We start from the raw sequence: 508 nt of genomic DNA, 5'->3' as shown, positions 1-508 counted from the left end.
TGCCGCCGTCGGCGGCTGCCGCCTGGCTGAGGTCGGCCGTCGCACTGGTGCGTTCGCCGATGCGTTGCACGGCGACGCCGGCCTGGCGGCGGCCGTCCAGCGCGATCGACCAGCCCAGGTACACGCTGCGGTCGCGGGCCTGGTCCAGGTTCTGGTTGATGCTTAGGTTCAACGACGACTGCCGCGGCAGGGCCCGGGTCCAGAACAGGCTGGCGTAGCGTTGGTCGCCGCTGTCGGGGTAGGCCAGGCGCACGTAGCTCAGGGCGATGTTGCCGACGCCGTCCCAGGTGCTGCCGAACAGAGCGCGCTCGCTGATCCGCGGCGGCGCGGCGCCGTAGCGGGCTGCCACGTCGCGGTAGCCGGCCTGCGCGCGCTGGGTGTCCATCGCCAGGTTGAAGCGGCCGTTGTTCCAGCGGTAGCTCAACGCGTACTGCAGGCCTTGCTGGCCGGCCGCACCGCCGTGCGCCAGCGAGGCGCCGAACACGCCGGCGCGCGGCAACAGCCACAG

1 pseudogene is annotated in these 508 nt (G+C 72.8%); it reads right to left on the bottom strand.

What is annotated here, in order from left to right:
• A pseudogene (locus D588_RS23955) lies at positions 1–508 on the bottom strand (fimbrial biogenesis outer membrane usher protein); the annotation flags it as partial.

Source organism: Xanthomonas sp. SHU 308 (genome assembly GCF_000364645.1).
Taxonomy (GTDB): domain Bacteria; phylum Pseudomonadota; class Gammaproteobacteria; order Xanthomonadales; family Xanthomonadaceae; genus Xanthomonas_A; species Xanthomonas_A sontii.
This window is presented reverse-complemented; position numbering and strand designations above follow the sequence as displayed.